General features: G+C 71.0%; 18 protein-coding genes. 11 read left to right on the forward strand and 7 right to left on the reverse strand.

From position 1 onward, the window contains the following. Positions 1–35: 35 nt before the first annotated feature. The 3 genes from ACIBQ1_RS27355 to ACIBQ1_RS27365 form a co-directional block, all read right to left on the reverse strand. Positions 36–599 carry a hemerythrin domain-containing protein gene (locus tag ACIBQ1_RS27355; protein ID WP_397281848.1) on the reverse strand — a complete coding sequence of 188 codons (564 nt, stop codon included), beginning with the start codon at positions 597–599 and terminating at the stop codon, positions 36–38. Between the two features lie 518 nt (positions 600–1,117). Further along, positions 1,118–1,951, reverse strand: coding sequence for a class I SAM-dependent methyltransferase (locus ACIBQ1_RS27360; RefSeq protein ID WP_397281850.1), 834 nt, complete (start codon positions 1,949–1,951; stop codon positions 1,118–1,120). A 598-nt stretch (positions 1,952–2,549) separates the two neighbouring features. After that, positions 2,550–3,383 (reverse strand): hypothetical protein, encoded by an 834-nt coding sequence (locus tag ACIBQ1_RS27365; protein ID WP_397281852.1) that lies wholly within the window; start codon positions 3,381–3,383, stop codon positions 2,550–2,552. A gap of 88 nt (positions 3,384–3,471) precedes the next feature. Here ACIBQ1_RS27365 and ACIBQ1_RS27370 point away from each other — a divergent pair, with 88 nt between their 5' ends. Continuing rightward, positions 3,472–4,500: an NAD-dependent epimerase/dehydratase family protein gene (locus ACIBQ1_RS27370; protein WP_397281854.1), complete on the forward strand. Its 1,029-nt coding sequence runs from the start codon at positions 3,472–3,474 to the stop codon at positions 4,498–4,500. Positions 4,501–4,579: 79 nt separating this feature from the next. Here ACIBQ1_RS27370 and ACIBQ1_RS27375 read toward each other — a convergent pair whose 3' ends face one another. Continuing rightward, positions 4,580–5,227 carry a class I SAM-dependent methyltransferase gene (locus ACIBQ1_RS27375; protein WP_397281855.1) on the reverse strand — a complete coding sequence of 216 codons (648 nt, stop codon included), beginning with the start codon at positions 5,225–5,227 and terminating at the stop codon, positions 4,580–4,582. A 115-nt stretch (positions 5,228–5,342) separates the two neighbouring features. On the opposite strand from ACIBQ1_RS27375, the gene ACIBQ1_RS27380 reads away from it, so the two are divergent. The 3 genes from ACIBQ1_RS27380 (at position 5,343) to ACIBQ1_RS27390 (ending at position 7,849) form a co-directional block, all read left to right on the forward strand. Beyond that, on the forward strand, positions 5,343–5,900 hold the full coding sequence (locus tag ACIBQ1_RS27380) for a TetR/AcrR family transcriptional regulator (RefSeq protein WP_397281857.1): 558 nt from the start codon (positions 5,343–5,345) through the stop codon (positions 5,898–5,900). Between the two features lie 247 nt (positions 5,901–6,147). Beyond that, complete coding sequence (locus ACIBQ1_RS27385) at positions 6,148–6,675, forward strand: hypothetical protein (RefSeq protein ID WP_397281858.1); 528 nt, start codon at positions 6,148–6,150, stop codon at positions 6,673–6,675. Beyond that, positions 6,668–7,849 carry an MAB_1171c family putative transporter gene (locus ACIBQ1_RS27390; RefSeq protein WP_397281859.1) on the forward strand — a complete coding sequence of 394 codons (1,182 nt, stop codon included), beginning with the start codon at positions 6,668–6,670 and terminating at the stop codon, positions 7,847–7,849. Before ACIBQ1_RS27385 ends, ACIBQ1_RS27390 begins: the two co-directional genes overlap by 8 nt. Here the strand turns inward: ACIBQ1_RS27390 and ACIBQ1_RS27395 are convergent. Beyond that, positions 7,800–8,243: an XRE family transcriptional regulator gene (locus ACIBQ1_RS27395; protein ID WP_397281861.1), complete on the reverse strand. Its 444-nt coding sequence runs from the start codon at positions 8,241–8,243 to the stop codon at positions 7,800–7,802. The two genes, ACIBQ1_RS27390 and ACIBQ1_RS27395, sit on opposite strands and share 50 nt — an antisense overlap. Before the next feature lie 222 nt (positions 8,244–8,465). Between ACIBQ1_RS27395 and ACIBQ1_RS27400 the strand changes: the two genes are divergently transcribed. Beyond that, entirely contained in the window at positions 8,466–10,661 is a 2,196-nt protein-coding gene (locus tag ACIBQ1_RS27400) for a BTAD domain-containing putative transcriptional regulator (RefSeq protein ID WP_397281863.1), read from the forward strand. Here the strand turns inward: ACIBQ1_RS27400 and lanL are convergent. Together lanL and ACIBQ1_RS27410 are read right to left on the reverse strand one after the other, a co-directional pair. Continuing rightward, positions 10,633–13,446: a class IV lanthionine synthetase LanL gene (lanL, locus tag ACIBQ1_RS27405; protein ID WP_397281865.1), complete on the reverse strand. Its 2,814-nt coding sequence runs from the start codon at positions 13,444–13,446 to the stop codon at positions 10,633–10,635. The genes ACIBQ1_RS27400 and lanL overlap by 29 nt on opposite strands. 69 nt (positions 13,447–13,515) lie before the next feature. Beyond that, a complete protein-coding gene (locus ACIBQ1_RS27410; protein ID WP_355375798.1) occupies positions 13,516–13,686 on the reverse strand; it encodes an SflA family class IV lanthipeptide in 171 nt (56 codons plus the stop codon). 291 nt (positions 13,687–13,977) lie between these two features. Between ACIBQ1_RS27410 and ACIBQ1_RS27415 the strand changes: the two genes are divergently transcribed. From ACIBQ1_RS27415 to ACIBQ1_RS27440, 6 genes are all read left to right on the forward strand, one after another. Further along, positions 13,978–15,879 carry an ABC transporter ATP-binding protein gene (locus ACIBQ1_RS27415; protein WP_397281866.1) on the forward strand — a complete coding sequence of 634 codons (1,902 nt, stop codon included), beginning with the start codon at positions 13,978–13,980 and terminating at the stop codon, positions 15,877–15,879. Then, a complete protein-coding gene (locus ACIBQ1_RS27420; protein ID WP_397281868.1) occupies positions 15,876–16,700 on the forward strand; it encodes a MauE/DoxX family redox-associated membrane protein in 825 nt (274 codons plus the stop codon). Before ACIBQ1_RS27415 ends, ACIBQ1_RS27420 begins: the two co-directional genes overlap by 4 nt. Positions 16,701–16,777: 77 nt before the next feature. Continuing rightward, positions 16,778–17,689 carry a hypothetical protein gene (locus ACIBQ1_RS27425; RefSeq protein ID WP_397281869.1) on the forward strand — a complete coding sequence of 304 codons (912 nt, stop codon included), beginning with the start codon at positions 16,778–16,780 and terminating at the stop codon, positions 17,687–17,689. A gap of 222 nt (positions 17,690–17,911) precedes the next feature. Further along, entirely contained in the window at positions 17,912–19,210 is a 1,299-nt protein-coding gene (locus ACIBQ1_RS27430) for an extracellular solute-binding protein (RefSeq protein WP_397281871.1), read from the forward strand. Positions 19,211–19,217: 7 nt separating this feature from the next. Then, positions 19,218–20,117, forward strand: a complete 900-nt coding sequence (locus ACIBQ1_RS27435; protein WP_397281873.1) for a carbohydrate ABC transporter permease — start codon at positions 19,218–19,220, stop codon at positions 20,115–20,117. Continuing rightward, a complete protein-coding gene (locus tag ACIBQ1_RS27440; protein WP_397281874.1) occupies positions 20,114–21,043 on the forward strand; it encodes a carbohydrate ABC transporter permease in 930 nt (309 codons plus the stop codon). The genes ACIBQ1_RS27435 and ACIBQ1_RS27440 overlap by 4 nt, the downstream gene beginning before the upstream one ends. Positions 21,044–21,057 lie beyond the last annotated feature (14 nt).

Below are 21,057 nucleotides of genomic sequence, written 5' to 3' on the forward strand. Positions count from 1 at the left end.
GCGGACTTCGCGCCGGGCCGGAGATCGTCCGCCGGTCAAGAGCGCCCGCGGCCGGTCAGCGCATCGCGGATCCGGTCCACCAGCCCTGCCCCCAGCGCCGTCAGCTTGCCGGCCGGTGAGGCGCCGGGCGCGGCCGGGCGGGGCCGGGTGGGAGCGATCTTCTGGGCCCGCTCCACCTTGGCCCCCAGCTCCCTCAGTTCCTCGGGCGGGCAGGCCTCGCGCAGCCGCGGGAACAGATCGTTCTCCTCTTCTCGGACGTGGGCACGGATCTGGCTCATCAGCAGGTCTACGGCAGGCCAGAAGCCGGCGTCACCGGGCTCCAGGCCCTCAAGCCGTTTCATGGTCCGCTCGGCGTCCGAGTGCTCGGCGATCTCCTGGTCGGCCAGCTTGTCGCCGCCCTGAACGTGCTCGCGCACGGCCGGATACAGGTGCGCCTCCTCGGCGATCGAATGCCGTGTGAGCTCGATGACCACCTGTTCGACCAGGATCTTGGCCTCCTCGCCGATCTCGCCCCTCATGCCGTCGAGTTCGGCGAACATCTGCTCGACCGCACGATGGTCGGTGACCAGGACCGCGATCACGTCTTGCTGCGTGCCCATGACAGTCTCCCCCAGTCGTAGCCGGCGCCGGCGGGCCTCTCAAACCCCGTTCCCGCCGACAGCGGCCGAAACATGCGACAAAGGCCGGCCTCCCGCATCGCCGGCCACAGCTTGAGCTCGTCAGACGGAGGTTCTGGACGGTCAAACCCGGGATCATGAAGCCATCGACACCGTCGCGAAGTAGGCGCCCAGCCCCGCCAAGGCCGCGGCCGGGTCATCGAATGCCTCGAAGGCGACCCGGCCTGGGAGCTCATCGACCAGATCTCCACGAAGTACCTCGGCCGGCCCTGCTCCCGAGACCAGGACCGCATCGTCGCCGTCGTCGAGCCCGAGCGGCAGACCGTCGGCATGAGCTGAGCCGCCCCCATCCACCCGTACTCGCCGACCATCCAGCACGCCTTGCCCGAGCCCGAGCCGAGCCCGAGCTACGCGGCCGCCTGCAGTTGGATGACGCAATCGCGGCGAAGCGCTCCGGCTCCCGCTTGTCGGCGCCGTGGCGGTAGCGCAGGAAGTCACCCTCATCTTTCGAGGATGCCGGGGTGGAACTGCCAGACGAATTCCAGCCACGGCGGGGCTACCGAAGTGAAGTGCACCCAGCTTCCCGGTTCCGCATCGGGGTGGCCGTTGCGGACTTCGGAAATGTAGGTCAGTACGAAGCCCACCTGAATGAGGCTGTTGACAATTCGGCCCAGCGTCTGCCTGTACTCCCTGGGTTCGCAGATGTGGCCGCCGGCCGGCTTCCCGTCGTAAACCCAGTCCTGGTCGGGATAGGAGGTCGCGGCCTCGTCCGTGTACGGCTGCTTGAGCGTGTAGCCCTCCCCGTTCCACGAGTCGTGAGTAAGCCCGGAGAAGAACGGGTTGGCGCACATCACGTAATAGTGGCCGCCTCTTGCGACGACTCTGGCGACCTCGCGGAAGACGACCCGGGAATCCGGGACGAACGTCAGCGAGTACGGATGCCAGACCAGATCGAACGAAGCGCCATCCAGGGCCGACAAGTCCCGCATGTCTCCTTGGACCGTGCGCACGTCGACGCCGTAGTGCTCGGCGGCCAAACGGTCGCGCTCCAACTGCCCGGACGAGATGTCGAGAACCGTCACGTCCGCTCCGAGCAGGGCGAAGGCCGCAGACTGCTGGCCTCCTCCTCCCGCCAGGCAGAGCACTTTCCGGCCCGCCAGGTCGCCGGCGATGCCCAGCCTCTCCAGACCCAGGTAAGCGCGGGCCTTCTCCGCGTCCAGGTCGAGCATGGGACGGGTGAACAGGGCGTCCGCCGCCACGAGGGCTTCCCAGCGTTCCTGGTTGTATTCGTAGACCTCGTCCCGCACAGCAAGCACTCTACTGTCGCCGATCATGAGGTGTCGTCTGGATTTCCGCCAGGAGGCCGGCCCGCCTGCCGCGCGTGCTCAAGCGGAGACGTCCGGGACCACGGCAACCGGCCCCGTGTCCGTGTGGTGGTGCGAGGGTTCGAAGTCAGCCGGCCCCGGGCGACGCGCCCAACTGGCGGATCAGCTCACCGACGCGCCCACCGCCAGGCGGCGCGGCCGGGTAACGCCTCAGGACCTCCATCACGACGTTATCCGCGACTGCGCGATGCGGTCGGCTCCGACGGTGGGATCGTCTCCGGCGGTGAGCTCGGACGCTCGTGCGGCATGAGCGGCCGATCCGATGCGGGCCGGGCGCACGCCAGCGCGTAGGCGGTGACCGCGCGGAGGTCGGACCGGCTGAGCTCGATCGAGCCGGCGCACCCGCCCCACCGATCGACGAGAGCCCTGCGTACCGGTACCCGAGGTCGTAGAACGGGTGCCGGGCAGGGGTCGAAACGTGACGGGCGGTGGACGCGTGGAAACCCGGGTTTCGCATCCGGCGCCGTTGGCCTGGGGTTACATCGGCCTGCGGGTCCTTTCCGGCGTGTTCGGGGCGGCGGTCGGAGGGAAGCCGACCGGCCGCCTCCTAGTGTGCGGGGTGCGCTTCGGCGAACACCGAGAGCGCGACGTCCGGCTGGTGAGCGGCCACGATCCTGGTGGCCGGCTGCCTGAGGGCCTCGACGGCGTGCTCGCGGCAGGCAGGCACGGGCCGGTCACCGAAGTCGGGGCGCCACAGCTCCACGATCGGCTCCGAGGGGCAGCCGTCCGTCCCACAGACGAGGTCCTCACGGACCACCAGGGACGAATGGCTGCTCATGGCGGCATACGCGTCGGCGGTCAGCGCGGCGAGCAGCCCGCTCGCGCGCTCCGCCGTGGGCCCGGCAGGCGCGGGAGCGCCCACCGCCACCGTATGCGCGTCCACCAGCGCCATGTCGAATGCGTCGATCCGCTGCGCCGGAGACGACTGCTCGATGTCGTCGAGCCGTTCGCGGAGGGCGGCCAGGCGCGGCCCTTCCTCCGACGTCGCCAGCACGGCACGGACACACTGTATGAACTGGTCCCCGCGGCGGCTCCACCAGCGGAGCTTGCGCTGCCGTTCATCGCTGAGCCCCGCCAGACCCGGCCACTTGCGCCGGGCGCCTTGCCTGGTCATCCCGGCCGCGTCACCGATCGCGGGATAGTCGGCGCCGCGTTGTGCCGCGGACAGCGCGGCGGAGGCCGCCAGCACTTCCGCGCTGTCCCGGATCGCCAGCAACGAGGTCAGCGCGGCCAGCCACATCTGCCGCACGTCCGCGTCCGGCAGGTCCGAGCGAGGCCCGGCGTCCGGTTCGAGCTGCAGCATCTTCCGCGCCATCGTCCATGCCAGCTGCTCGACGGCGGTGGTCACATCGGTTCGGTGCGCGTCGGACATGCCCTCCACGGCGACTCCCTTGACAACACTTGTTTACGACCTCACCATGATGCGGGCGACAACATCTGTTGTCAACGACGATCAAGTGGGTGGGAACATGAGGCTGTTGGTCATCGGCGGAACATCGTTCGTCGGCCGTACCATCGTGGGCGACGCCCTCGGCAGGGGACACGAGGTCACCACTTTCAATCGCGGGCTGACCGGCAAGGACGTCGACGGCGTCGAGGCGCTTCGCGGCGACCGGTCCACGGACGAGGGTGTCCGGCCGCTCGCCGGCCGTGGTTTCGACGCGGTCATCGACCCGGGCGGCCTGGTGCCGGCCCACGTCCTGCGCACCGCGCGGGCGACGGCCGGGTCGGCCCCCTTCTACGCGTTCGTCTCGACCACGGCCGTCTACCGGACCTGGAACGCCGCATCGACGGACGAGTCGGCCGCGACCTGGCCCGGTGCGGCTGACCAGGACGGAGACCCGGCTGACCTGGAGAACTTGCGCGTTCACAAACGCGGCTGCGAACTGGCGGTCGAGCAGACCTACGGGCTTGGCGCCTGCCTGGTCGCGCGCGCCGGGTCGATCGTGGGGCCGTACGACAACCTGGGCCAGTTGCCGTGGTGGCTGACCAGGATCGCGGAGGGCGGCCGGGTGATCGCGCCCGGCGACCCTGACCGCGGCCTGCAGTTGATCGACGTGCGTGACCTCTCGGCATTCGTGCTGGACCGGGTCGAGGCGCAGGCGGGCGGCATCCACAACGTCGTCCCGGACGGGCCGAACACCACGATGGGCCGGCTGGTCGACGGCTGCGTGCGGGCGACGGGCTCGGACGCCACTCCCGTGTGGATGGACGAGGGCTTCCTGCTCTCCCAAGGAGTACAACCATGGGCGGAGCTTCCGCTGTGGATCCCGGACGTGCCGGACGCCGCCGGTTTCTGGGCCGTGTCCGGCGCTTCGGCGGCAGCGGCGGGACTGCGTACCCGCCCGTTCGGCGAATCCGTCCGGGACACCTGGGAGTGGTTGCGGTCAGGCGGTGCGGTGCGGACCGCGCCTGGCGTCCCGCCACTCGGTCTCGCCGGCGAGAAGGAGCAGCGGGTGCTGGCCGCGTGGGACTCACGGCCCGCCGGGGACGGTTGATCCTCCCCTTCCGCGCGAAGCGCCCCTGCCCGACGGCACGCGTGCGGGCCGAGGCAGGCGACGGGCATCCCGCCGGGTTCTACGGCCGCGTGGCGCGGACGAAGTAGAGCAGGTACGGCAGGTCGCCCTCGGACTCCACCTGGAAACCGGCGTCGGGGATCAGGGTGCCGAGCAGGTCGCGGGGGTCGTGCCGCATGGCGGGGCCGCTGAGGGCGCCTATGAGGTGTCTGGCCACCCGGTTGGCCGGCGGGCGGAACTCGGCGATGAGCAGGCGGCCGCCGGGCCGCAGCACGCGGAACATCTGACGCAGCGCCTCCGGCCGCGCATCGGCGGGGATGTGGTGGACCGCGAGACTGGAGACCACCAGGTCGAACGAGCCGTCGGGGAACGGCAGATCCTGCCCCTCGCCCCGCACATAGGTGCAGTTGCCCGGAGCGCGCCGGGCGGCGTGGTCGATCATCGCGGCGGAGAGGTCCACGCCGGTGACGTGGCCGCCGGGCGTGACGACCGGGGCGAGGATCCGGCTGAGATAGCCGGTGCCGCAGCCGACGTCCAGCACCTCGTCTCCGGCTCGTGGTCCGGCCGCCGTCGCCACGCGGGTGAAGGCGGCGCGGCGGCCGCCCAGGAATCCGATCGAGGAGAAGACGTCGTACGCGCGCGGGCGGTCGATGGTGCCGCCGTGGTCGGCGCGCTCTTCGTGGGTGTGCAGGAGCTTTCCCAGGCTCATGGTGTGGCCCTCCGATACTGAACAGAGTGTTCAGTTACGAATAATGCGTTCATAATTGTGGAGGAGCAACGAGCAGATCGGCTGTGCTGTGCGGTACTGAACAGAGGGTGAGGAAATGTCCGGAGACAAGCGTGTGCGGCGCACCCGGCGGATCGTCCAGGAGGCGCTCGTGGCGCTGATCCTGGAGAAGGGGTATGACGCGGTGACCGTCACCGACATCATCGACCGCGCGGACGTGGGCCGGTCCACGTTCTACTCCCATTTCACGGACAAGCAGGACGTGCTGTTCAGCAACCTCGACGAGCTCGCGTTCCTCCATCTCGCACCGGCTGCCGTGTCAGGTGGGCTTTTCGCGTTCAGCCTGCCGATGTTCGAGCACGTGCGGGAGCAGCGACGGCTCGTGCGGGCGCTGCTGGGGCGGCGCGGCGGCGGTCAGGTGTACGCCCGCGGCGAGCAACTGCTCTCGGCCGTCGTCAGGAACGAGCTCGTGGCCGCGGGCGCGCCGGCGTCGGCCTCGCTGGACCTGCTGGTGGTGTGCGTGGTGGGCGCGTTCATGGGGCTGATGCGGGCCTGGGTGGACGGCGAGACGACCGCGTCGCCCGCCGAGCTGGACGACGCGTTCCGCGCGGCGGTCCTGCCCGGCGTGCGAGCCACGCTGGGGCAGCCCATGTGACGGCCCTGTCGGCCTGAGTGACCACCGTGGCGGGCTCGCACGCGGCGTCAGCAGCCGACCATCCCCGAGAACCGGATCTTCCGGCTGGGGGCCAGACCATGCTGGTTCGGCCAAGCGCGCACGCTGCCCGCAGCCGGAGGCCCGCGTCGGAGGCTGCCGTGCCGGTGCGCACCCGCGTGCTGTTCGGCGGAGAATCTTGGACAAGTCCGGATGGCGTCGTGCGGTTGAACCGGTCAAGAGGGAGACCATGGATCTGGCCCGCGTGCGAGACCGTTGTGAGCAGGAGATCCGGCGACTGCGGATCTCGTCGCCGTTGAACGTCGCCGCACTGTGCGAGGACCTGGCCAGGGAGCGCGACCGGCCGATCCGCCTTCTCCCGCTGTCCTCGCGGCCGTCGAATCCGTCCGGCCTGTGGGTGTCGGCGAAGACCGCCGACTACATCTTCTACGAGGAATCCGCCGGTTCGGTGCATCGCGAGCACATCATCCTGCACGAGATCGGCCATCTGGTGTTCGGCCATTCGGGCGTCGCGGACCTGGACGACCTCACCGCGCGCCTGCTGGCGCCGAACCTGGATCCGAAGGTCGTGCGCCGCCTGCTGTGCCGGGGCAAGTACGACGGCGTGGACGAGCAGGAGGCCGAGCTGTTCGCCACGCTCGTTCTGCTGCGGGCCGATTTCCAGGTCGTTCCCGTGCGGGGCCCGGACATCATCGACGATCCTTCCGGAGTGCTGGCGAAACTGAAGGCCGTGCTCGGGGGTGACGGCCATGCTTAGGGCCTTTCACCTCGCCGTGATCGCGTTGGCGTGGATCGGCGTCGGCTACAAGCTCCTGGACCTCCGGCGCAGGCCGAACGACCTCGGGCGCCTCGCGCTCTGCTCGGCGCTGCTGTTCTTCGCCTCGGCGTTGACGGTCGGGCTGCCGCCGCTGTATCAGCGCATCCCCTGGTTCGCCGACTCCCCGAGCCTGGTCCGGCTGGTCCAGCACGGCCTGGTCGTGCTGGCCGTCTTCTCGACGCAGTTGCTCGTCGTCCAGCTGGCCTCGCCGCCCGGCCGGACGGCGGCCAACGTCCGGGTGCGCGCGGCGGTGATGGTCGTCTTCCTGATCGCGATGATCGTCCTGTTCGTGGCGGCTTCGCCGGGTGATGCCGCGGAGGATTTCGTCGCCGCGTACGCCACGTGGCCGTTCGTCACCGAATACCTGCTGACCTTCCTGGGCTTCGTCGCCGTGGTGATGGCGGATATCTTCCGGCTTTCGCTCCGGTTCACCCGCCGCGCCACGGCGGGGTACCTCCGGGCCGGCCTGTGGTTGTGGGCCGGGTCGAGTTCGGCGGGTTTCGCGTTCGCGGCGCACAAAGCCGCCTACGCGCTCATGACGCGCTTCGGGAGCCGGCCGCCCTGGACGGAGGGTCCGGTTTCCACCACTCTCGCCGGCCTGGTGCTGACCCTGTTCGTCGCCGGGCTCACCGCGTACGGCTGGGGCCCGCGGATCGGCGCCGCGCTGCGGTGGTGGAGCCGCTATCGGACCTATCGCGCGCTTCTTCCGCTCTGGAAGGCGTTGTACGAGGTCATGCCGGACATCGTGCTGATGTCGCCGGCCACTCGCCGTGCCCCCGTCGATCTGCGCCTTTACCGGTGCGTCATCGAGATCCTCGACGGACGGCTGGCGCTGCGGGCCTACTGGAACACCGAGGTCGCGCGAGCGGCGCGGGAACGAGCCAGGGCGGCGGGGCTGACCGGGCCGCGGCTGGATGCCGCGGCCGAGGCCGCCGCACTCGCCGCGGCGCTGGAAGCGCGGAAACGCGGCCACGTGACCGGGCAGCAGCCGCCGGTGCTGCCTGATCTCGGCATGGCGGAGGAGATCCGCAGGCTTGTCCTGACAGCCCGTGCCTATCGCCGGGTCACGGCTCGTCGCGCGGGGGAAGCCCTTCCAGCGTCCGTACGCGCTTGATCACCTCGGTGATCGTGTCCAGGCTCTCCACCGACAGTCCGGACGCGCGCAACGCGACATCCCGGACACCGGCGTCCCTCAGCGCGACGACCAGAGCGAGCTCGCCCTCCACCTCGTCACGGATCCGCTCGTCGAAGAAGTAGGCGCAGGGCACTCCGAAGAAGGTGGCCAGCGCGGTGAGGTGCTTGAGGGTCGGGTTGTCCCGCTGGCCGGTGCGCAGGTACCAGATGTAGGAGGCGGAGATGCTCACGTCTTGGTCCCGCGCGATGGCCGCGGCGACCTCCTCGTTGCTGTATTCCCGGCGGCCGGGCTCCCGGACCGTGCGGAACAGGTATTCCAGCTTCTCAGCCAGGTTCCGTTGCGATTCGGGCTCTTCCGGGCTGGAGCTCTCCATAGTCCACCTACTCGCTTGACTGCTGTGGACGTAACCACGGCGATCTTCACCACCGTTGACAGTGGCGCAGCTGTTGAGTTTAACTGACACAGTCTTGACTGGCATGGATTGAACAGGGCTACCATCCACACCAGTCCAACGGGGCAGGGGGTAAGGAAGCTGATGCTTCCAGCGCGGTCGGTCGGGGTCATTCGGTTCCGGGTTCTGGGGCCGTTGGAGGTGGTGAAGGATGACGGGGCGGCGATCCGGTTGCCTTCCGGAATGCAGCGGATCGCGCTGGCGACCCTGCTGCTGTATCCGAATCAGCCCGTGGGCGTCGACGGCCTGATCGAGCGGATGTGGGGGGACGACACCCCGGATGATCCTCGCGGGGCGTTGCACACCCATCTGACCAGGCTCCGGCGTACCCTCTCCACGGGCCTGGACGGGACGAGCCCGATCGAGAGCAGCGGCGGTGGTTACCTCGTCCGCGCCGACCAGGATTCGTTGGACCTGATCAACTTTCGCGATCTGGCCGCCCGGGGGCGGAGCGACAGCGTTGCCGAGAAGAGCCTGCTCTCCCAGGCGCTGGCGCTGTGGCGGGGGCCTGTGCTGGCGAATGTCGCGTCGGACGCCCTTCATCGTGACGAGATCGCCGAGCTGGAGGAGGAACACCGGCACGCGCAAGAACGATGGTTCGAGCTCGCCCTGAGGGAGGGGGAGGGGCCGGCGATCATCAGCCGTCTCAAGGCGGCGGTCGCGGCCTCCCCGGTCAGTGAGCGGCTCACCGGTCAGCTCATGATCGCGCTCTACCAGGCCGGTCGCCAGGCCGAGGCCCTGGAGGCGTACGAGGCGCTGCGGGTGATGCTGCGCGACGAGCTCGGGCTGGAGCCCGGGGAGGGGATCCGGCAGGCACACGCGCAGGTGTTGCGCCAGGACGTGCCCCGTCTGGCCGGGGATCAGCAGCGGATGGCCGTCGCTCATGTGCCCGTACCGGCGGAGCTGCCGGCGAAGGTGGCGACCTTCACCGGGCGGCACCCCCAGGCGCGGGCGCTGCTCGACTCGCTCCGCGGCGGGCACACGACGGTCGCCGCCGTCTCAGGGCCGGGCGGCATCGGCAAGTCGGCGCTGGCCCTGCACGTCGCCCACCGGCTCGCGGACGCCTTTCCCGACGGGCAACTGTACCTGGACCTCAACGGTTCCGCCGCCGACCTGCCTCCGCTGGAGCCGGCGGAGGCTCTCCGGCGGCTGCTCCGCTCCCTCGGCGTCGCACCGGCCGCCGTGCCCGCGGAACCGGGGGAGGCCGCCCGGTTGCTGCGCTCCCTGACCGCCGGCCGGCGCATGCTCTTCCTGCTGGACAACGTGCGCGACGTCGCCCAGGTGCGCGATCTGCTGCCCGGTGGCGCCGGTTGCCGCGTGCTGCTCACCAGCAGGCGGCTGCTCGCCGACCTTGACGGCGCCGAGCACGTCCAGCTGGACGTCTTCTCCCCTGAGGAGTCGTACGAGCTGCTCGGGCGGCTGGTCGGCGCGGGGCGCCTGGCCGCGGAGCCGCGGGCCGCCGCCCAGGTGGTGCAGCACTGCGGCGGGCTGCCGCTCGCCGTGCACATCGCCGCCACCAGGCTCGTCTCACGCCCGGCCTGGCCGATCTCGGTCCTGGCCGACCGGCTGGGCGCCCAGCACCGGCGCATGAACGAGCTGCGCGCCGGCGACCGTGCCATCCGGGCCACGTTCAGCACCAGCTACCAGCAACTGCGGGCCGAACCCCACGGTGCGGCGGCCACGCGGGTGTTCGACCTGCTCGGCCTGGTCGACGGCGCCGACCTCGGCACCGACACCGTCGCCGCCCTGGCCGAGCTGCCCGCCGAACGCGCCTGGCAGCTGCTCGAACTCCTCGCCGACCTCCGGCTCCTCCAGACCCATGAGCCCGGCAGGTACCGGATGCACCACCTGGCACGTCTGTTCGCCCGCGAACGCGCGGCGACCCACGGCTTCGAGGCCCCGCAGGCCGTGCGGCGAGTCCTGCACTACTTTCTGGCCACCGCCCGCCGGGCCGTCCGGCTGCTCAACCCGCACGCCGAATGGCGCGCCGCCATCGGTCCTACGGCGCCTGTCCACGCCGGCTCGCCTCTGGCCGGCCCCCAGGCCGCCCGGGAATGGGCCGACGCCGAGGCGCCCAATCTGGTGGCAGTGGTCCGGCAGGCGGCCGAGACCGGCGACGACGACCTCACCATCGGTCTCGCCACCTCCCTTTCCTACCTGATGCTGGACCGCGGCCGATGGGACCAGGAGCGTCAGATCCGCCGCGTGGCCGCGCACGTGGTCCAGCGCTGGGGCGACCCGCCGCACCAGGCGCCGGCCCGGACCGACCTCGGCGTCCCCCGAGCCCGCCTCGCCGTCGCGCTGCGCGCCTTCACCTCGGACCAGGCGTCGCTGGGCTGATCGCCTCACCCACGGACGCCACACCGCCGTGCGCCGAGCGGTCCGATTCGGGCAGTCGCCAGTCGGCCGTCCACAGCCGGGCGCCCGTGCGGCGGTCGAGGCGGCGCAGGAACGACAGGACGCCGGCGGTGCCGGTGCTCCAGGTGTAGGCCGCCTTGTCCAGGTCGTTGCCGGGGAAGACCGGCTGCGCCGGCTCGCCGCCGGCCCGTACCAGCATCCGCTCGGCGATGTCCTCGGCGTGGCGCCAGTAGCCGTCATCGCCCGTGACCATCGCCAGGTCGATCAGCGCCTCGCCGATGCCCGCCAGGCCGCAGCACTGGGAGACCACCCAGGCCTGCGGGACGACGACCAGGCACGCCCGCGCGCCCCGCTCGGCCAGCTCCAGGTAGCGGTCCTCGCCGTGCGCGCGGGCCGCGCGGGCCAGCGTGCCGGCGATGCCCGACATGCCCTGGCACCAGGAGGCCCCCATGGCCCGGGCATCCGGGCCGTGCAGCTCGCCGATCAGCGCCTCGACCTGGACGGCCAGCGCGGCCAGCCGCTCCCGGGCCGCCTCGCCCGCCGCCCGGTCGCCGGTGGCCTCGTGATAGGAGAGCAGGAAGTCCGCGCAGCCCGCGTCGCCGTGGGCGTACGCCGTGTCGACGGACACGCCGGAGCCGGGCTGGGCGGGCGCCACGGCGTCCTCCGAGCGCGTGACCTCATCGGCGATCAGCAGCCGGGCGCACTCGGCGGCGATCCGCAGATGCCGGGCATCGCCGGGGTCGAGGGCGGCCAGGGCCAGGTGGCCCGAGCCGATGCCCGCCACGCCGTGTGCCTGGTCGGCGCGCTGCGGGCCGTCGACGGCGACGGGGGCGGGCGCCGCCAGTTCCGGCGCGGCGCTCAGGCGGGCCGCGGTCAGGAACAGCGCGGTGCCGGTGCGGCCGAAGTACAGCGAGGGCGGGAGCTTGGCGGGCGGCATCACGCGGGCCGTCCACCGGGCCAGGTCGGCGGCCACGGCCCTGCTCTCCGGGTGGTGCAGCAGCTCCATGCCGACTCCGGCGCTGCCGCCGTAGACGTTGGTCACCGGCGGGCTCTCCCGGCGGGCGTCCTCGGGCGCGGCCATCAGCTGCTCGGCGAAGGCCGCGCACTCGCGGACGGTGTGGTCGAGCGCCTTGGACAGCAGCTCCCCGGTGAGCCTCGGCGGGGAGGGCAGCCGCCACCGTCTCGCCGGTGGGAGGTCGGCGGCGGTGGCGGCGGTGGCGGCGTGGTCGGCGGGGTCCGGTTCGCGGGTGGGTCTGAGTTCGGCGGCGGCGGCGGTGCGGTCGGCGGGGTCGAGGCTCAGCAGGCCGGGCAGCAGGCCGAGGACGCCCGTCGTGACATCCGGGAACATCCCCGCCAGGCACATGAGCGTGCGCTCGACGTTGCGGACCGGGTCCGGGCCGATCATGATCGGGTTCATCCCGGTCGCCGCGAAGAACAGGGTGGCGCCCAGCGAGAAGTAGTCGTCGGCGGGCGCGGAGTCGCGGTCGGTGTGCTGGTCGGGGACGCTGTAGCCGCGGCTCCAGCCGGGCAGCTGCAGCCCGTCGAACCTGCTGTTGCCGAAGTCGATGAGGGTGCAGCGGCCGTCCTCGCCGAGCACGACGTTCTTGGGCGACAGGTCGCGGATCACGACGCCGTGCGCGTGCACCGCGTCGATCACCTCCAGCAGCCGGACGGCGAGCGCGCCGAGATCGCGCTCGCCGACGGCGGGCTCCGTGGTGAACAGGCCGTTCTCCGCGACGAAGCGGTTGAGGTCGCGGCTGCCCGCGTCGGTCATGACGAGGAACTCGTCCTCGCCGTGCCGGAAGTGGTCGATCGGCTCCGGCACGCCCGCCACGCCCTTGAGCGCCTGCAGGACGCGCAGTTCGTTGCGGAGGTACATCCGCAGGTCCCAGCCCTCGACGTTCTCCCCGACGTAGGCGCGGGCCTCCTTGACCACCACCCGCCGCCCGGCGGCGTCGGTGGCGCGGTAGACGTTGCCACGCGGGCCACGCACCACGCCGGAGGTCACGCGGTAGCGGCCGCCGATGAGCCGGCCGGCGCCGTCGGCGGCCTGGCCGGTCGTCTGCCCGGTCGTCTGCACTGGCGGCTGGGTTCCCAGTGACGGTCGTCCATCGGACTGCCGCGCGTCCGACGGTCCGGCCGCGGCAGGCTCCGTGGGACGGAACGGGTCGGTGGCCCAGGGCGGGCAGGTGAACTCGGGGCCGGCCGCGCCGGGCAGTTGCTCGCCGTCCGGCCCGATCACGATCAGCTCGAAGTCGCCGTTCTCATCCACGCGGTACTGCGGGGCGAACGGGGCGTACCTGTAGTACACCGGAGCGTCGGGACGGACCCGCCGATCGCTGACGACGCGCGGGGCCGACAGCCCGGACAGGGCGTCGGCGAGGGCGTGGCCGAGCTCGACCACGGCGCCCTGCTCGGGGTAGACCGTCATGGCCTTGCCCACGGCTCCCGGGTCGACGTCGCCGGAGTTGAGCTCCATGAGCCGGTGGGCGGAGCGGGCGACCTTGAAGGCGCAGCCGGTGCCCGCCAGGATCGGCAACGTGCGCTCAAGGGTGTCGGCGAGGGTGCCGGGACGTGCGGAAATGTGGATTTTCCAGCCCTGCAATGGAATGTCGTGGCGAGGGTCGTGAACGCTGATCCACGTGTCGTCCTCGTATATTTCCCTACCATTCGAATCTGCAAATTGGGTAAGGCGGTCGAGCACATTACTGTCCACGGTCATCCCTCGATAACGCAGCGCATCGGCCTGATATGAGAAAAAGGCCATCAGAGCGTCGCCGACGGCCTTTCCCCAGCACTTCTCGTCACCACGCTTCACCGCGTGGGATCAGGTGCTTCACACAATGGACGGGCAGCACGGGAAGCTGCTGCAGACCGTACGCTTGCAGGTGTTGACGCAGGCCTGGGGGCCGTGGAGCAGCTTGTTCAGCTCGCCTTCGAAGTCGACGACGAGGTCTTCGTACTCCAGGACTCCGGCGTCGCGGGGCTCCAGGGCGAGGACCGACATAAGGGCTCCTTCCTTGGCCGCCTATGGGCGGCCGACGTAGGGGTCCGGGCCTCGGGGTGACGCCGGTAGGCGCCTTTCCCGTGCCCTGCCCGTGAACGGGAACCGGCTAGAAGTTCCCGTGTCGCGAGCAAACGGACGCATTATGTGCACATATCCGGAAGCCTGTCCAGAGGTAGCCGTAACGGCCAAAAATGTGTTTACATGCGCCTTTACAGCGAGAGTTCGATCTTCTAGATTGGCGTGCGTGATGGGGGGATCTCCGGCATGCCGGCCTGACAACGGCGCCCTAGCGTGAGGCTGTGGCGACGCCGCCGCGCGACGCCCGTCCCCGACGACCGGTCGGGGCTCGCGGCCCAGTACTGGGAGAGCCACGACGAGCACCTGCTGACCGCCACTCTCGGCACGATCGCGCGCCGGCTGCCGTCCCTGGTGGCCGCCGCCCTGCGGATGGCGTGGCGGGCCAGTCCTCGCGACACGGCCGTGGCCCTGGCGGGCAACCTCGTGGCCGGCGTGTTCACCGTCTTCGGCCTGGTGGCCACCTCCGACGTGCTGGCCTCGCTGCTGGCCGTCGGTCCCACGCTCGATCGGGTATGGGCCGCGCTGCCCTCGCTGCTGCTCGTGGCCGCCGCCACCGGGTCGCGCGGAGCGCTGCTGGCCGGCGCCGGATGGGCGCAGGCCCGGCTCAAACCGCTGGTCGAACGGCTGGCCGAGACCCGGCTGTTCGAGCTGACCACCCGGGTGGAGCTGGCGGCGTTCGACGACCACGACTTCCACAACGCGATGCGGCGGGCCCGCGACAGCGGCGTGCCCGACACCGCCACCGTGGTGGAGACGACGATCGCCGTGGTCACCGGCGCGGTGGGCGTGCTGGCCTCGGCCGTGGCGCTCGGCCTGCTGCACCCGATCCTCATGCCGCTGCTGCTGGTCGCCGCCGTGCCCGCGGGATGGGCGGCAGTGCGCATGGCGCGGCTGGGCTACCAGGCGTTCTACCGGCTGTCCACCGCGCGGCGGCGCAAGTTCATGCTGTCGGACCTGATGGCCGAGCGGCAGCCCGCCGCCGAGGTGCGGGCGTTCACGCTCCGGGACTTCCTGCTCGGCCAGTACGCCAAGGTGGCCGACCTGGAGCAGGACGTCCAGCTCGACGTGGCACGACGGCGGGCCGCGACCAAGGCGGGCGGCGACCTGCTGACCGGCGTGGCCACGGCCGGGGTGTACGTGGTGCTCGGCGTGCTGCTGGCCGTCGGCCTCATCCCGCTGTCAGTGGCCGGCGCGGCCGTGCTGGCGATCAGGACCGGGCAGGTGTCGCTCACCGCCCTGATCCAGACCATGAACCGGCTCTACGAGGCCGGCCTCTACTTCGGTGACTACCTGGCCTTCTGCGAGCTGGCCCGGGAGCGCGTCCCCCCGCCGCCCTCGACCCCCGCCGAGCCGGCGCCGTTCCGCCTGCTGACGGCCGAGAACGTCACGTTCACCTACCCCGGCGCCGACCGGCCCGCACTGTCGGGCGCCGGCGTGACGGTCGGCCATGGCGAGGTCATCGCCCTGGTCGGCGAGAACGGCTCCGGCAAGACGACCCTGGCCAAGCTGCTGGCCGGGCTGTACCGGCCGCAGGAGGGCACGATCCGCTGGGACGGCGTGGACCTGGGCGCGTTCGACGGTGACGCGTTGCGGCGGCGGATCTCCGTGATCGCCCAAGATCACACCCGCTGGCCGCTCACCGTCCGCGAGAACATCGTCATGGGGCGCCCCCTGGAGGAGGACCGGCTGGCCGCCGCCTCCGCCGCGGCCGGCGCCGACGAGGTGGTGGCGCGGCTGCCCGACGGCTACGACGCGCTGCTCGACCGCCGCTTCCGGGGCGGCCACGACCTGTCGGGCGGCCAGTGGCAGCGCATCGCCGTGGCCCGCGGCTTCTACCGCGACGCCGCGCTGGTCATCTTCGACGAGCCCACCTCGGCCCTGGACGCCCGTGCCGAGCACGCCCTGTTCGAGCGGATCCGCGGCCACGCCGACGGCCGCGCCATCGTGCTCATCACGCACCGGCTGGCCAGCGTCCGCTACGCCGACCGCATCTACGTGCTCGACGGCGGCGTGATCGCCGAGCAGGGCACGCACGCCGAGCTGATGGAACGCGACGGCCTGTACGCCGCCCTGTACGAGCTGCAGGCCTCGGCCTACCAGCAGACGGTGCCATGATCGTCGCCGAGTCGGCGTACCTCGCCGTGACCGCGGTGCTGCTGGTGGCGGCGTTGGGCAAGCTGCGGGACGTGCGCGGCCTGGCCCGGTCGGTGGCCGGCTACCAGGTGCTGCCGGGCAGGCTGGCCTGGCCGGCCGCGGTGGGCCTGCTCGTGGCCGAGCCGGTCGCCGCCGGACTGCTGCTCGCGCCGGGCGGCCGGCGGTGGGGCGGCGTGGTGGCGGGGGTCCTGTTCGCCGCGTTCCTGGCGGCCATGGCCTCCGTGATGCGGCGCCGGATGGCCGTGGACTGCGGGTGTTTCGGCGGCCGTGACCTCGTCGGGGCCGGCACGCTGCTCCGTACCGGCCTGCTGCTGGTCCTCGCGGTGACGGCGGCCGTGACCGGGCCGGTCGCGTTCGCGCCCGTCCAGCTTCCGGTGGCGGCGGTGCTGCTCGGGCTGGCCTTCCTGCCCGCGCGGCTGCTCCGCGTGGAGAGGGCCTCGTACGGACCGCGTCCCGGCACGCGCTTCGCCCTCACCGGCAGGCCGGAGCCGACCGGCGACCGGACGATGTACGCGTTGGTGTCGCCGGGGTGCGGGCTGTGCGGGGCGATGCTGCCGGAGTTCGTCGCGACGGCCGACCGCCTGGAGGTCGTGCTGGTCAGCGCGGTGGACGGGTACGGCGGTGCCGGGCTGCCCGTGGTCGTGGACCCGGACGTCTTCGAGCGCAACGACATCCCGTGGCCGCCGTACGTGGTGGTGACCGACCGCGCCGGCACCGTCCTTTCGGCGGGCGGCGCGGCCGATCCGGCACAACTGGAGCAGGTTCTGTCCATGGTCGCGTAGCGCGGGTGGCTGGCCGCCGCGGGCGGTTCCCGTGATAATCGGGGTACCACGGGTCGATCACGATCAAGGGGGCCGCGATGACGCCGGGTTTTCGATGGGTCGCCGCCGCCACGGTCGCGGTACTGATGATCGCCCAGGCGGGACCGGCGCCGGCCGCGGCCGCCACGAAGGTCTTCGCCCGCTACGTCGTGGACGGCTCCCCGGCGGGGTCGCACCCCGATGAGCCCGCAGTCGGCCCCTGGCGGCTGGGGCTGCGAGACGGCCGGCTGATCCGCCTGACGGATGCGATGTTCTCCACCACGTCCCCCTCCATGCCCGTCCTCACGCCGCATGGCAGCCAGGTGGCCTACTATCGCAAGCCCGACGGCGCCTGGATCGTCCGTGACCTCACCACGGGCAAGATCCGCGCGGTGCCTGGAAGATTCGCGAGCGGGGGCGGGTTCTGCAAGCTTTCCCCCGGAGGGCGCTTCCTGGTCGGGTGCGGCCAGCCGTATCAGATCGTGGACAGCGTTACCGGGCAGGCCCACACGCTGCCCGCCGGACAGTACGACAAATTGTCGTTCAGTCCCGACAACAAGCATGTGCTCGTCCACCGCAGGACCGATCCCGGCATCACCGAGGTCTTCTCCACGGAGACCTGGGCCGTGGTGCATCGCGGCACGCAGGTCGGCGCGTTGCGCATGGGTGGGTCTGTCGTCGCCTACTTCGACCCCGGCAGGCCCGGCTACATCCGGTTCTGGAATCTGGCCACCGGCGCCTCCGCCGGATCCGCCATCGAGGTCCCGGCCGGAGAGTACCCCGAGGCGCTGGTGTGGGACCGGGCCGGCCACCTCGACGTCCTGACCTACATGGAGAACAAGTACCACCATGGCCTCATCGTCCGTCCGAGCGGATACCGCTGGCGGCGCGCCAACGGCGGCATGCGCATCCTGGACACGTTCCGGATCCATGCCGCCCATCGGAGCCTCGCCGGGGTCGGCCGGCCCTGACGGCCCGGGAACGCTCAAGGTCCTGCGCTCACGCTGACAACGCCTATTTTGCTACAAGTTCCGAAATTGTTCCGTGACGAGGTTGCTGCACAGCCGAAACAAGCCATACCTACCGTCCTAAACAGCTGCACAGACGCCGTCCGGGCCCCTCTGATCAAAAAAGCTACTTTCGCCGGAAATCCCCCACTGTGCTCAGCGCCTTCGCGTGACAGGAGTCCCCGAGTGTCCAATCTCTCCCGACGCGGTGCCCTACGGCTGACCGCCGGCATAGCTCTCAGCTGCACCCTTTCCCTGGCAGGCTGCGGTCGCGGTGACAACGCCGCCGCGACCGGCACCGTCAAGCCCATCGACGAGTCCCCGGCCACCGGAACCATCAACGTCTGGGCCGCCCAGGGCGATGCCGACGTGCTCGACAAGGTCATCGAGCCCTTCAAAGCCGCGAACCCGGACGTCACCGTGAAATTCACGCTGATCCCGAACGCCGAGTACTACACCAAGCTCCAGTCGGCGATCGCGGCAGGCAAGGGTCCCGACGTCGCCCAGTTCTTCCCCGAGTCGCAGGCGCAGTTCCTCGATCCGTCGATCCTCCAGCCCGTTCCGGCCGGCCTCGTCGACCAGGGCGCGTTCTTCAAGAGCCTCTGGGACGCGGGCGTGGCCAAGGGCGTCGCCTACACGGTGCCCTGGTACGCCTACACCTACGCTCTCGTCTACCGCTCCGACCTGGCGGAGAAGGCGGGTGTCAAGGCGCCGGCCACGTGGGACGGCATGGTGCCGTTCCTCAAGGCGCTCCAGGGCGCCGGCGCCGGGCGCGGCCTCGGGGCCGACATCGGGTGGGACATCTTCAACGGCCAGGACGTCGCCATGTACGCCTGGCAGTCGGGCGGCTCGCTGCTCTCGTCCGACGGCAAGTGGACGCTCGATACCCCGGCGATGGTCGACGCGCTCAAGTACAACGCGTCGTTCTTCACCTCGGGCGTCGCCGACGCGAGCGGGCCCACGTTCCTCGACTCGCAGCCGTACTTCGTCGATGGCAAGACCGCCTGCATGATCACGGGCCCGTGGGTCATCGGGCAGCTCGACACCGCCGCGAAGAAGACCGGCTGGACGGCGTCCCACGTCGCGACCGCGCCGCTGCCGGCCGGGTCGTCGGGCAGCGCCTCCTTCTCCGCGGGCGGCAGCTGGGGCGTGCTCGCCACCAGCGGCAACGCGACCGCGTCGTGGAAGCTCATCCGGTACATCTCGCAGCCGAGCACCCAGGTCGCGCAGTACAAGGCGTACAGCTCGCTGCCGGCCGCCATCTCCGCCTGGGAGGACCCGGCCATCAAGGGCCAGCCGCTCCTTGACGCCTTCCTGACCCAGCTGAACAACACCCGGGCGTTCCCGCAGGTGAGCACCTGGCAGCAGGTGGCGACCCGGCTGGGGAAGGAGATGGAGGCGGTGGCCAAGGGCAAGGGCACCGCCGAGAAGGCCGCCGCGAGCGTCCAGGCGTACGCCGAGAGCCTCGGCACGGGCACGGGGTGATCTCCGCATGACCACCACCGCCGCCCCGAGGGCCCGAGGCTCCCGCCGAACGGGTGTCGCCTGGCTGTTCCTCGCGCCGTTCACCATCGTGTTCCTGCTCTACACGGCCGTCCCCACCGTCGCCGCGCTCGGGTTCAGCCTCACCGACCTGCGGGGTACGGATCTGCGCAATCCGTTCGCCGTCGACTTCACCGGCCTGGAGAACTATCTCCGCCTGTTCCAGGACGAGAGCTTCCTGCGGGACATCCTCAACACCGCGCTCTTCGTGGTGGTCGGTGTGCCGCTGACCATGGGGATCGGATTCGCGCTGGCCTTCGCGCTCAACACGGTCATCCGGCGGCTGCGCGGCATGTTCCGCGTCGTCTTCTTCGCCCCGGTCGTCACGAACATCGTGGCGGTCGCGCTGATCTGGCAGTACGCCTTCAACGCCGAGGGCACCGTCAACGAGGTGCTCGGCGCCGTCGGCTTCGCCGGACCGAACTGGCTGGACGACCCGAACCTGGCCATGCCCGTGGTCATCCTGCTCGGCGTCTGGCGCAACTTCGGCACCGCGATGGTGCTGTTCCTCGCGGGCCTGCAGGCGGTGCCGCGGGACGTGTACGAGGCCGCCGCCCTCGACGGGGCCGGCCGGTGGCGGCAGCTGAGGCACATCACCCTGCCGCTGCTGCTGCCCACCACGCTCATGGTGTCGGTGCTGCTGACCGTCTTCTATCTCCAGGTGTTCGACGAGCCGTACCTGCTGACGAACGGCGGCCCGCTGGGCTCCACGGAATCGGTGGCGCTGTACACCTACCACCAGTTCGGGTCCGGGGCGATCGGGACGTCCTCGGCCGCGTCCTTCGTGATGCTCGTGTTCGTGATGCTGGTGAGCATCGTCCAGTTCCGCTTGCTGAGGCCCCGCGCATGAGCACCATCGCCACGGTGGGAGACCCGGTGGGAGACACGGCGGGAGGCACGGTGGGAGACGCGGTGGGAGACACCGAAATGATCAGTGACCGGGTCGCCGTGCGCCGCCTGTCCGTCGCCCGGCCGCTGCTGTACGGCGCGCTGGTGCTGTGCGCGCTGCTCACCATGCTTCCGTTCGTCTGGGTGATCAGCGGCTCGCTGCGCAGCCTCGACGAGATCCGCGCCGACCCCGGCGCCTGGCTTCCGCACGACGTGACCCTGGGCAATTTCACCCGGCTGTTCGCCACCCAGGGCTTCGGCGGGTACATGGCCAACAGCATCGTGGTCGCGATCATCGTGGTGGCGGGCAACGTCGTGGCGGCGTCGGCCGCGGGCTACGCGCTGGCCAAGCTCGACTTCGCGGGCAAGCGGCTCGCGTTCGGCGCCGTCATGGCCGCCATGATGGTGCCGTTCAGCGCGGTGTTCGTCACGCAGTTCGTGATCACGGTCGACCTGGGCCTGGCGGACACCCTCGCCGGGATCGCGCTGCCCGGCGTGGCGATGCCGATGTCGGTCTTCATCATGCGGCAGTACGCGATGTCGATCCCCGGCGACCTGCTCGAAGCGGCCCGCATCGACGGCGCCGGCGAGTTCCGGATTTTCTTCCGGGTCTTCCTGCCGTTGGCCGGCCCCGCCGTCGCGACGATCACGATCATGTCGTTCCTCGCCTCGTGGAACAACTTCATCTGGCCGCTCATCGTCGCTCAGAGCATGTCCAGCTACACGCTCCCGGTCGGTCTGGCCGCCACCAGCCAGGCCGCGTCGCACGTCACCGACTACGGGCTGCTCCTCGCGGGTGCCATTGTCGTGATGCTGCCCGTGCTGGTGCTCTTCCTGTTCCTGCAGCGCTACTTCGTTCAGGGCATCGCCGGAACGGGGATGCGGTGACCCGTGTTGGATGA

It is taken from the genome of Nonomuraea sp. NPDC050153, from assembly GCF_044460125.1.
GTDB lineage: Bacteria > Actinomycetota > Actinomycetes > Streptosporangiales > Streptosporangiaceae > Nonomuraea.

Excerpts from the sequence above, each read along its gene's own strand:
- ACIBQ1_RS27355 (WP_397281848.1), bottom strand. The coding sequence starts at position 599 with ATGGGCACGCAGCAAGACGTGATCGCGGTCCTGGTCACCGACCATCGT.
- ACIBQ1_RS27360 (WP_397281850.1), bottom strand. The coding sequence starts at position 1,951 with ATGATCGGCGACAGTAGAGTGCTTGCTGTGCGGGACGAGGTCTACGAA.
- ACIBQ1_RS27370 (WP_397281854.1), top strand. The coding sequence starts at position 3,472 with ATGAGGCTGTTGGTCATCGGCGGAACATCGTTCGTCGGCCGTACCATC.
- ACIBQ1_RS27375 (WP_397281855.1), bottom strand. The coding sequence starts at position 5,227 with ATGAGCCTGGGAAAGCTCCTGCACACCCACGAAGAGCGCGCCGACCAC.
- ACIBQ1_RS27380 (WP_397281857.1), top strand. The coding sequence starts at position 5,343 with ATGTCCGGAGACAAGCGTGTGCGGCGCACCCGGCGGATCGTCCAGGAG.
- ACIBQ1_RS27385 (WP_397281858.1), top strand. The coding sequence starts at position 6,148 with ATGGATCTGGCCCGCGTGCGAGACCGTTGTGAGCAGGAGATCCGGCGA.
- ACIBQ1_RS27390 (WP_397281859.1), top strand. The coding sequence starts at position 6,668 with ATGCTTAGGGCCTTTCACCTCGCCGTGATCGCGTTGGCGTGGATCGGC.
- ACIBQ1_RS27395 (WP_397281861.1), bottom strand. The coding sequence starts at position 8,243 with ATGGAGAGCTCCAGCCCGGAAGAGCCCGAATCGCAACGGAACCTGGCT.
- lanL (WP_397281865.1), bottom strand. The coding sequence starts at position 13,446 with ATGGCCTTTTTCTCATATCAGGCCGATGCGCTGCGTTATCGAGGGATG.
- ACIBQ1_RS27410 (WP_355375798.1), bottom strand. The coding sequence starts at position 13,686 with ATGTCGGTCCTCGCCCTGGAGCCCCGCGACGCCGGAGTCCTGGAGTAC.
- ACIBQ1_RS27420 (WP_397281868.1), top strand. The coding sequence starts at position 15,876 with ATGATCGTCGCCGAGTCGGCGTACCTCGCCGTGACCGCGGTGCTGCTG.
- ACIBQ1_RS27425 (WP_397281869.1), top strand. The coding sequence starts at position 16,778 with ATGACGCCGGGTTTTCGATGGGTCGCCGCCGCCACGGTCGCGGTACTG.
- ACIBQ1_RS27435 (WP_397281873.1), top strand. The coding sequence starts at position 19,218 with ATGACCACCACCGCCGCCCCGAGGGCCCGAGGCTCCCGCCGAACGGGT.
- ACIBQ1_RS27440 (WP_397281874.1), top strand. The coding sequence starts at position 20,114 with ATGAGCACCATCGCCACGGTGGGAGACCCGGTGGGAGACACGGCGGGA.